Origin of the sequence: Polaribacter marinus, assembly GCF_022662535.1 — a bacterium.
Lineage (GTDB): Bacteria > Bacteroidota > Bacteroidia > Flavobacteriales > Flavobacteriaceae > Polaribacter > Polaribacter marinus.
On record NZ_JAKQYM010000046.1, the window covers coordinates 1 to 1,673 of the forward strand.

At 27.1% G+C, this 1,673-nt stretch carries 2 protein-coding genes; both read right to left on the reverse strand.

Going from position 1 to position 1,673, the window contains the following annotated elements; translation table 11 throughout:
- Window positions 1–204 precede the first annotated feature (204 nt).
- Complete coding sequence (locus MC378_RS15315; RefSeq protein WP_242179712.1) at window positions 205–729, reverse strand: hypothetical protein; 525 nt, start codon at window positions 727–729, stop codon at window positions 205–207.
- Window positions 719–1,567, reverse strand: a complete 849-nt coding sequence (locus MC378_RS15320) for a hypothetical protein (protein ID WP_242179715.1) — start codon at window positions 1,565–1,567, stop codon at window positions 719–721. The genes MC378_RS15315 and MC378_RS15320 overlap by 11 nt, the downstream gene beginning before the upstream one ends.
- Window positions 1,568–1,673: the final 106 nt, after the last annotated feature.

Below are 1,673 nucleotides of genomic sequence, written 5' to 3' on the forward strand. Positions count from 1 at the left end.
TAACATTTTAAAATTCAAGAGTTTTGTTGTTTTTTTTTCCAACGGTTTGATTGGTTCTGGACAATTTTTGGCAACGTGCTCGTATAAGAATAGTGCGGTTTTGTGTGCGAGGATTTTCCGAAGGAAAATCAGACGTAACAAAATTGCACTAACCTTTGATTAAGCACTAAATTTAGCATTATTTTTATACATTGTTGCCAGCAGTTATTTTTCTTTTACTAATTCAAATGCTTTACTAATTTTAAAAACAACCTTCATTGAGTCAATTATTGACCAAAATATCAAAAAGTTTCCAGTTAAAATTATTAAATTAAATGCAAACTCTTTAGTAAAAAGGTCACTTTCAATAAACCACTTTAGATAAGGGAAATCTACTTCTTTTATAAAGAACAGAACTATTACAATTAGAAAAGTGTAAAGAGAGAACATTGAATTTTCTTTCAATTCATCCACAAGTTCAGTTAGCTTAGATTTAATAACCGAAATTTCATTATCGCTGAAAGAATTTTTTTTCTTTTTTGATTTTGTTAATCTATAAATTGAAAGATAAACAGTATTTATTGAACTTAAAAAAATACCTACAACAGCAATAGAAAGTCCAACTAATATTGAAACAGAGTTAAAAATTAGTTTTTCCAAAAGAGGTTTCATAACATTTGGTTCAATTAATGCATTTAAACTAAATGAAACAAATAGTATTAGTAATAGAATCAGTATTTTACTTTTCATTATTATCGTCTAAATTTTTTATTAAATGAGTAAATCTATCAATAAGGTTTCTCAAATTTTCCTTAATTGATTTTGGATTATCTGCATTGAAATCAACTTCTTTTCTCCTTAAATGGTTTGCGCTTTTATATTTTTTCTTTCTACCTTCTTGTAAAACTCCTAGAGTCCAATTTCCTCCACCAGAATCAGCATAATCTCTGTACGATTCAAGTTCTTCTTCATCATATTCTAAATCAGCACTATTATTCCTAAAATCTACACTAACTTCTGTTATATTGTGTTTTGATTTTAAAACTGTAAGCCATTCATTTGCTTTTTTACTTCCACCAAATAGATTAGGTGCATTTAAGTCAAAAGCTATTTGGTAAAGTCCATTAGAGTCTTTTATTATTTCCCAAAAAGCAAATTTATCCACTAAAAAATCAAGTTTTATGTCGTATCCATAAGACTCTGCATATTTACTTGTCAGGTTTAGTAATACATTTTTTATGTTATCAGGTGTTGCAATATTAGCATTATGTTCAAATACAATTATCTGTTTTGTTCTATCAAGTACAAAGAATACTTTTTCCCAATTTTGGATATCTTCTTCATTAAAGAGTTCTTGTTCTAATTCAATGAGGTGTGTATCTGTGCTTTTTAATAAATAGCCTAAAATTATGTTATCTTGACTATTATCATTTAATATTCTGACAGTGTAAGTTCTATTATAATATTTTGCTTCTTTTTTATTTAAAACAGGATATGTGAATAAATCTTTTGGTTCCATATCTTTCTCTAAAGGAAAAAGAGTAATTGAAGCTTTTACGGAAAAATATCTTATTGCAAAAAATTTCATTCAGTTATCGATTTGGTTTTAATTGCTGGCAACGTTGTTGTGTTATGAAAAGTTGCGATTAAAATGAACGGCTATTTTCCGAAGGAAAATAGAAGTTTATAGAAAT